We start from the raw sequence: 7,733 nt of genomic DNA, 5'->3' as shown, positions 1-7,733 counted from the left end.
TTTGAAAGCCTAATTCTCGCTTAGCGCCTTTAAATTTATCAAAATTCCATCGCGGAATTTTTACAATAACATAATCTAATGTTGGTTCAAAATAGGCCGAAGTACTTTTAGTAATTTGATTTTCTACTTCATCTAAATTGTAACCAATAGCCAGTTTAGAAGCTATTTTGGCAATAGGATACCCTGTAGCTTTACTTGCCAGTGCAGATGAACGGGAAACACGAGGATTTATCTCAATTGCAATAATATCTTCTTTTTCATCCGGACTTACCGCAAACTGTACGTTACAGCCACCTGCAAAATTGCCGATAGAACGCATCATTTTGATAGCTAACGTACGCATACGCTGAAATGTGCTATCGCTTAATGTCATTGCAGGAGCAACTGTTATCGAATCTCCTGTGTGAATTCCCATCGGATCAAAATTTTCGATTGAGCAAATAATACACACATTGTCATTCGCATCACGCAACAATTCCAATTCAAATTCTTTCCATCCTAAAACAGCTTTATCTATCAACACCTCATGAATCGGGGATGTATGCAACCCTCTATTTAAATCCGAATCAAAATTTTCTTTTTTATATACAACAGCTCCTCCGCTGCCACCAAGGGTAAAAGACGGTCTTATTACCAACGGAAATCCAAATTCTTGTGCAATTTCTTTTCCTTCTAAAAAAGAACGAGCAATACGTGATGGAGCCATGCCAACACCTATCTCGATCATTTTATTTCTAAATTTTTCCCTATCCTCCGTTATTTGAATGGCTTGAACATCAACTCCAATCATTCGCACACCATATTTCTTCCAAATCCCCATCTCATCGCACTTCATTGCCAAGTTTAGTGCTGTTTGTCCGCCCATAGTAGGCAATACGGCATCTATTTTTCGCTCTTCTAAAATTTTAACAATAGATTGCGTTGTTAAAGGCAACAGATAAACATGTTCTGCGGTAACCTTATCCGTCATTATAGTAGCCGGATTCGAGTTTATTAAGGTAACTTCAATACCTTCTTCCTTTAGCGAACGTGCTGCTTGTGAGCCTGAATAATCAAACTCGCAAGCTTGCCCAATAACAATTGGACCACTACCGATAATTAGCACTGATTTTATTGAACTATCCTTTGGCATATAATAGGTTTAAGTAAGTAAATTAGGCAAATAAAATAGGTTAAACACAAAAAAAGCCGCTCTTGTGGAGCAGCTTTTCTTTTGTTTAATTGGTAAACTTCCAAATATTCAAGGATTATTTGTGTGTTTTTTCGCTCGATACAGTTAATTTTTTTCTACCTCTTTTTCTTCTAGCAGCCAACACCCTTCTACCATTTGCAGTAGACATTCTTTCGCGAAAACCATGTTTATTAGTTCTCTTTTTTCTTGATGGTTGAAATGTACGTTTCATCTTTCTTTTATATTAAATTACCTAAAAATCGTTTGCAAATATATAAATGCTTTTCGTATTGACAAAAAGTTTTTATATTGAAACAAAAATAACAACCACAAATGAACAGAAAAATCTCCCTTTTTATCGTATTTGTTGCAATTGGAAGCCTTATTTTCGGTCAAGCATCCTTTAATCCAACAAAAATAAATCGACTAAACGAACTCAAATCATTTCCAACTAAAGAAAATGGAGGACTAACGCCTCATTTATTCTTTTGTGATCCGGTTCAATTCGCTTTTAACCAATTTACCGTTGGTTATGAGTATGTAATGGACTCATTAAACATTGGGATAAGAATTCCTGTGACAATTGGAGTGGGTAAAACATATCAAGAATTTGGGATAGAGGGGCGCTATTACATTGGTGAAGTATATAATTATGAGCGCAGAGTCGGTGAATTTGTATTGGGAGATGGACATCACCGCTTTTATGCGGGACCGAATGTTAGTTTTGTACATTTAGTTAAAGATTGGGGAACTTCCGTAAAAGGTATGGGAGGCGTTAGTCTTCAATTATTGAATGGGTTAAACTTGAATGCGGCAGTTGGCTTAGGAATGCTTAAATTCTTTACGAATAACGACCCTTTTGACAAATACTCAACCACTATGGAATTTGATTGGACAATTAATGGCAGTATTGGTTATCGTCTTACAAGATAAATTAGTTTTCTAACAGCCTTTACGGCTTTTATATGCCAAAGATAATTCGCATCATCAATAGGTTTAATTTAGGTGGTCCTACCTACAATGTAGCTTATTTGACAAAATATCTACCTGCTGAGTACGAAACTATTCTTGTAGGTGGGCAAAAAGATGATACAGAAGAGAGTTCGGAGTTTATAGTACGCAATTTAGGTATAGAACCCATTATAATTGCTGAAATGCGAAGATCAATTAATCCATTGAACGATTTAAAATCGTTTTTAAGGATACGCAAATTGATTAAGGAGCACAAACCGGACATTGTGCATACACATGCATCAAAAGCAGGCACATTGGGCAGATTGGCTGCAATAACGTGCGGAGTGCCAATTATTGTGCATACATTCCATGGTCATGTTTTTCACTCGTACTTTGCTTCTTGGAAAACGGCAATATATAAAATGATAGAACGTTTTTTAGCGTCTAAAACAAATGCAATTATCGCAATTAGCGAAATACAAAAAAAAGAACTTACCGAAAAATTTAAAATCTGCAATCCCAATAAAACACATGTAGTTAATCTGGGTTTTGATTTAGAAAGATTTCAAAATGGTGCCGCAGAAAAAAGAAAGTCATTTAGAGAGCACTATTTAGTTGATGATGATGAAATTGCTATTGCTATTGTTGGCCGTTTAGTGCCAATTAAGAATCACAAGCTCTTTTTAGATGCGCTTAGTATCACTCTAAAATCAACGGATAAAAAAGTGAGGGCGTTTATTGTAGGCGATGGCGAAGAAAGACAAAACATAGAAGCTATTGCTGCTTCTTTGGGTATTGACACCGTAGATTTTCTAAAGGAAAAAAGAAAAGCAACCATCACATTTACCTCATGGATAAAAAATGTAGATTGGGTATGCAATGGCGTAGAAATAATTGCACTAACTTCATTTAACGAGGGCACTCCCGTAAGTTTAATAGAAGCCCAAGCTGCCAACAAACCAATAATCACAACAAATGTAGGCGGCATTGAAAACATTGTGCTTCCAAACGAAACGGCATTTTTAGTAAATAATTTTACTCCTGAAGCTTTCTCAGAAAAGCTGACAGAACTAATATCAAATGATACAGTTAGAAAAAAAATGTCGGAAAAGGGATGGGATTTTGTAAAAAACAAATTTTCTTACCATGCGCTATCAAGCAATGTTGATAGGCTTTACAAAAGCTTACTTAAACAATAGTATTCAAAATGCACTTAAAGCACCTATCAATTATAAATTTTAAAAATTGTGCGCAAGCAGATATTAATTTATCAAAAAAACTAAATTGCTTTACAGGTAACAATGGCGAGGGAAAAACTAATTTATTAGATGCAATTTATTACCTATCATTTTGCAAAAGTTTTTTCAATCCAATAGATAGTCAAAATATACTGCATGATGCGCCATTCTTTGTAATTCAAGGTGCGTTTTTGAACGATGGAAATGAATACGAAATACATTGTGGACAAAAACGAGGAGCAAAAAAATCATTCAAAAAAAACAAGAAAGAATACCAACGATTATCCGACCACATTGGCTTAATTCCTTTGGTAATGATATCTCCATCGGATAGTGAGTTAATATCAGAAGGAAGTGAATTTAGAAGGAAATTTATTGACAATGTAATTTTTCAGTTTGATAAAGAATATTTGGAAGATTTAATTTCATACAACAAAGTATTAACACAAAGAAATGCTCTTTTAAAAAATTTTTCTAAAACAAATTCGTTCGACTATTCGCAACTAGAAGTTTGGGATGGACAGCTTATTCCGCTTGGTGAAAGAATAAATAAAAAGAGAAAAAAGTTCATATCACAATTCGAGCCTCTATTTCAAGAAAACTACCAGAAAATTTCAGGAGGGAAAGAAAAGGTGGGGTTAACCTATATTTCATCATTAAACGAGGGGGCTTTCGAAAACATTTTGGAAGCTGCTCTACCTAGAGATAGGTATGCAGAATACACTACTTCGGGCATACATAAAGACGATCTAGAATTTACCCTAAATAACTTTCCTATAAAACGATTTGCATCACAAGGACAACAGAAATCCTATCTATTGGCACTAAAGCTTGCTCAATATTATTTCATTTTTGAAACTTTGGGGATTACACCAATTCTATTGATGGATGACATTTACGACAAATTAGATGAAACACGTATGACACAGCTTATACAAACCATTAGTCATAAAGATTTTGGGCAGGTTTTTATAACGGATACAAACTACGAAAGAATGAACAATCTATTTGCTAAACTGCATGTTGATTATTCCATTTTTAAAGTGGAGCAAGGAGCAATTACTACCAACTAATTACTATATCTAATAACAAAAATTAAGATTTTTTGTATACTGACCACTACACAAAGAATCGAGCGTTCTAGCATTAAATGGTCGAGAGTAAACTCCGGTAGTATATCTGGCAGAGAATATTCCATATCCCCCTGTTAAATTGGTATATTCTGGTCTTTCTTGAACAATGCCGGTTGAAGGCTTGCCAACTTCAATAAATGTAGCTAAATCGTCCGCGGCTGCTGTAAATAAAACATCTAAATAAAGAGGCTCTCTGCCAAACACATTGCTGCCATTAGAAACTGCTCCCGCTATATATTTATAAAACGCTTTTTTGTCGATGTTAAGTGTAAAAGGATCTCCCCCGTTTAAAGTTGGCACCCTAACTTCCGAAACCGGCCAAGTAATCGATTTAACAACTGTATCTGTAAGACCATACTCTTTGTAATGAAACACTGCAAAAACCTGGTAAATTCTAGCTCCTGCAGCAGCATTCCATTGAATGTCAAAAGTACGATTGTAATTCGCAAAATCCATTACTTGATTGGTAGTTGGTCGTGCAATACTTAAACTACTTTTAATAAGTGATGTTTGACCTGTAACAGTATGCCCTGTAGCTGCATCTTTAATACTCAATCGATATTGGCTATCATCAAACAACGGAGCCGTAAAAGTGTACAGTATTTGTTTAGGATTAAGAAAATCTCCCGGATTTTTAGCTATAGAAGAATCTCTATTTAATTGATAACTCGTAACTAATGTACTTCCTTTCCATCTTTCTACCACAACAGAGACATTGTTTTTGTAATACAACGAATCTTGTATCTGTGCCATATCTATTGCACTTCCTTCTCCCAAATATACTTTTCCCACTTTTATATAATGAGTAGTCTCTGATTGGTCTAACAATCCATAAACAACCGTATTTTGCTTCCAGTCGGCCAAAACATCAATATCATTTTTACACGAAACGAAAATGGTAGTTAGCAATAATCCAACTAAATATTTTTTAAAAACGCTCATAGTTTATTTTAATAAATCTGTTTTAAATTGGCCCTTAATGTATTTTCCAACAATGAAATAATTGTCATTGGACCCACTCCTCCGGGCACAGGTGTAATTGCACTACACTTATTTTTAACACTGGTAAAATTTACATCGCCCACAATTTTATATCCTTTGGTACTTGTATCCTCTACCCTATTTATACCTACATCAATTACAACACAGCCTTCTTTTATATATGAATCGTCAATAAATTCAGGCCTTCCAAGTGCAACAATTAAAATATCTGCTTGTCTACAAATGCTCTTCAAATCGGTTGTTTTGCTATGTGCAATTGTAACGGTGCAGTTTCCAGGATATTCATTTCTAGAAAGTAAAATACTAATTGGTGTGCCAACAATGTGACTGCGCCCAACAACTACGCAATGCTTACCTTCTGTTTCAATTTTATAATACTCCAATATTTTAATAATACCCATGGGAGTTGCAGGCAAATAACACGGCAAGGAAAGTGTCATTCTGCCAATATTTACCGGATGAAAGCCATCTACATCTTTCTCGGGAGCAATTTTATCTAAAATAAATTGCTCGTTGATATGCTTTGGCAAAGGTAATTGAACAATATAACCATCTAACGATGCATCATCATTTAGTTCATTAATTTTTTGGGTAAGTTCTATTTCGGAAATTGTTTCGGGCAAAGAAACTAAACTAGATGTAAGCCCAATCCTAGCACATGCTTTAATTTTTGAATTTACATATGCTACGCTAGCGGGATTATTACCAACAAGAACAGCAGCTAAATGCGGAACTCGACCTCCGGATTGTTTGATTTTATTAATCTCTATTTCAAGCTTAGACAATTCGTAATCCGAAACCTTTTTACCGTCAAGTAATAGCATATAACTAATTAAAAATAGAGGGGGAATTTAAGATTATTGAATATACAAAAAATAATTCAAAGAATGCTATCGCCCCATCTTTGGCATATTGCGCATCATCTTCATCATTTGATCTTTGTTGTTCATGGTTTTCATCATCTTGCGCATATCTTCAAACTGCTTTAACAGCTTATTCACATCCTGAATAGTAGTTCCGCTCCCTTTCGCAATTCGTTGTCTGCGGCTACCATTAATAATATCAGGAGTTTCTCGTTCTTTTGGAGTCATAGAATGGATGATAGCTTCAATGCTTCTAAAAGCATCGTCATCTATATCAATATCTTTAATTGCTTTGCCCACACCCGGAATCATGCCCATCAAATCCTTAATATTTCCCATTTTTTTAATCTGCTGAATTTGATTTAAAAAATCGGAAAATGTAAACTGATTCTTAGCAATTTTCTTTTGTATTTTTCTGGCTTCTTCTGCATCAAATTGCTCTTGAGCACGTTCCACAAGAGTTACAACATCCCCCATTCCCAATATTCTATCCGACATACGTTCCGGATAAAATATATCAATAGCTTCCATTTTTTCACCAGTACCAATAAACTTGATAGGTTTATTTACCACCGATTTAATTGACAATGCAGCACCACCGCGGGTATCTCCATCAAGTTTGGTAAGTACCACACCATCAAAATCCAATCGCTCGTTAAAGGTTTTTGCTGTATTTACTGCATCTTGACCTGTCATTGAATCTACAACAAACAAAATCTCTTGAGGAGATATTGCTTTTTTAATAGCTTCAATTTCATTCATCATTTGTTCATCAACCGCTAAACGACCTGCGGTATCTATAATTACAACAGAATTACCATTTAATCGAGCTTGTTCAATACCACGTTTAGCGATAGAAATAGCATCTTTACTTTCTTTATCCGAAAACACCGGAACACCAATCTGCTCACCCAATACATGCAATTGGTCAATTGCAGCTGGACGGTAAATATCGCAAGCTACCAATAATGGACTTTTTCCTTTTTTTGTTTTTAAAAAGTTAGCCAACTTGCCAGAAAAAGTTGTTTTACCAGAACCTTGCAATCCACTCATTAGGATTACCGTAGGATTTCCGGCTAAAGATATTTCAGCTTTTTGTCCACCCATTAGTTGGGTAAGCTCATCGTGGGTTAGTTTTGTTAATAATTGACCTGGAGATATTGCCGTAAGCACGTTTTGTCCTAATGCTTTTTCTTTTACAGTATCTGTAAATGTTTTAGCTACTTTGTAGTTAACATCCGCATCCAGCAAGGCTTTTCTAATTTCCTTTAACGTTTCTGAAACGTTTACTTCTGTAATTTTCCCTTGACCTTTAAGAACCTTAAACGCTCTTTCTAACTTATCACTTAAACTTTCAAACATATTTTTATCA

The 7,733-nt window shown here is 35.0% G+C and carries 8 protein-coding genes; 3 read left to right on the top strand and 5 right to left on the bottom strand.

What is annotated here, in order from left to right; translation table 11 throughout:
* Together carB and rpmH are read right to left on the bottom strand one after the other, a co-directional pair.
* Positions 1 to 1,132: carbamoyl-phosphate synthase large subunit (carB, locus tag J0M08_08400; protein ID MBN8703071.1), on the bottom strand; the 1,132-nt coding region annotated here is incomplete at its 3' end.
* A gap of 115 nt (positions 1,133 to 1,247) precedes the next feature.
* Positions 1,248 to 1,403 carry a 50S ribosomal protein L34 gene (gene rpmH, locus J0M08_08395; GenBank protein MBN8703070.1) on the bottom strand — a complete coding sequence of 52 codons (156 nt, stop codon included), beginning with the start codon at positions 1,401 to 1,403 and terminating at the stop codon, positions 1,248 to 1,250.
* 101 nt (positions 1,404 to 1,504) lie between these two features.
* Between rpmH and J0M08_08390 the strand changes: the two genes are divergently transcribed.
* Genes J0M08_08390 through J0M08_08380 form a run of 3 tightly spaced genes read left to right on the top strand, consistent with a single transcriptional unit; the run spans position 1,505 to position 4,436 of the window.
* Positions 1,505 to 2,104: a hypothetical protein gene (locus J0M08_08390; protein ID MBN8703069.1), complete on the top strand. Its 600-nt coding sequence runs from the start codon at positions 1,505 to 1,507 to the stop codon at positions 2,102 to 2,104.
* Between the two features lie 32 nt (positions 2,105 to 2,136).
* Positions 2,137 to 3,324: a glycosyltransferase gene (locus tag J0M08_08385; GenBank protein MBN8703068.1), complete on the top strand. Its 1,188-nt coding sequence runs from the start codon at positions 2,137 to 2,139 to the stop codon at positions 3,322 to 3,324.
* Between the two features lie 8 nt (positions 3,325 to 3,332).
* On the top strand, positions 3,333 to 4,436 hold the full coding sequence (locus tag J0M08_08380) for a DNA replication/repair protein RecF (protein MBN8703067.1): 1,104 nt from the start codon (positions 3,333 to 3,335) through the stop codon (positions 4,434 to 4,436).
* 9 nt (positions 4,437 to 4,445) lie between these two features.
* Here the strand turns inward: J0M08_08380 and J0M08_08375 are convergent, their stop codons facing one another.
* The 3 genes from J0M08_08375 to ffh all read right to left on the bottom strand — a co-directional run bounded on the left by J0M08_08375 (position 4,446) and on the right by ffh (position 7,723).
* Positions 4,446 to 5,438, bottom strand: a complete 993-nt coding sequence (locus J0M08_08375; GenBank protein MBN8703066.1) for a hypothetical protein — start codon at positions 5,436 to 5,438, stop codon at positions 4,446 to 4,448.
* Positions 5,439 to 5,446: 8 nt separating this feature from the next.
* Entirely contained in the window at positions 5,447 to 6,322 is an 876-nt protein-coding gene (gene folD, locus J0M08_08370; GenBank protein MBN8703065.1) for a bifunctional methylenetetrahydrofolate dehydrogenase/methenyltetrahydrofolate cyclohydrolase FolD, read from the bottom strand.
* Positions 6,323 to 6,388: 66 nt separating this feature from the next.
* A complete protein-coding gene (gene ffh / locus J0M08_08365; protein MBN8703064.1) occupies positions 6,389 to 7,723 on the bottom strand; it encodes a signal recognition particle protein in 1,335 nt (444 codons plus the stop codon).
* Positions 7,724 to 7,733 lie beyond the last annotated feature (10 nt).

The sequence above is a fragment of the Bacteroidota bacterium genome, assembly GCA_017303975.1.
Taxonomy (GTDB): domain Bacteria; phylum Bacteroidota; class Bacteroidia; order JAFLBG01; family JAFLBG01; genus JAFLBG01.
This window is presented reverse-complemented; position numbering and strand designations above follow the sequence as displayed.

What these genes read in the sequence shown, in the direction of transcription:
- J0M08_08375 (MBN8703066.1), bottom strand. Translation starts at nt 5,438, where the DNA reads ATGAGCGTTTTTAAAAAATATTTAGTTGGATTATTGCTAACTACCATT.
- J0M08_08380 (MBN8703067.1), top strand. Translation starts at nt 3,333, where the DNA reads ATGCACTTAAAGCACCTATCAATTATAAATTTTAAAAATTGTGCGCAA.
- rpmH (MBN8703070.1), bottom strand. Translation starts at nt 1,403, where the DNA reads ATGAAACGTACATTTCAACCATCAAGAAAAAAGAGAACTAATAAACAT.
- J0M08_08385 (MBN8703068.1), top strand. Translation starts at nt 2,137, where the DNA reads ATGCCAAAGATAATTCGCATCATCAATAGGTTTAATTTAGGTGGTCCT.
- ffh (MBN8703064.1), bottom strand. Translation starts at nt 7,723, where the DNA reads ATGTTTGAAAGTTTAAGTGATAAGTTAGAAAGAGCGTTTAAGGTTCTT.
- J0M08_08390 (MBN8703069.1), top strand. Translation starts at nt 1,505, where the DNA reads ATGAACAGAAAAATCTCCCTTTTTATCGTATTTGTTGCAATTGGAAGC.
- folD (MBN8703065.1), bottom strand. Translation starts at nt 6,322, where the DNA reads ATGCTATTACTTGACGGTAAAAAGGTTTCGGATTACGAATTGTCTAAG.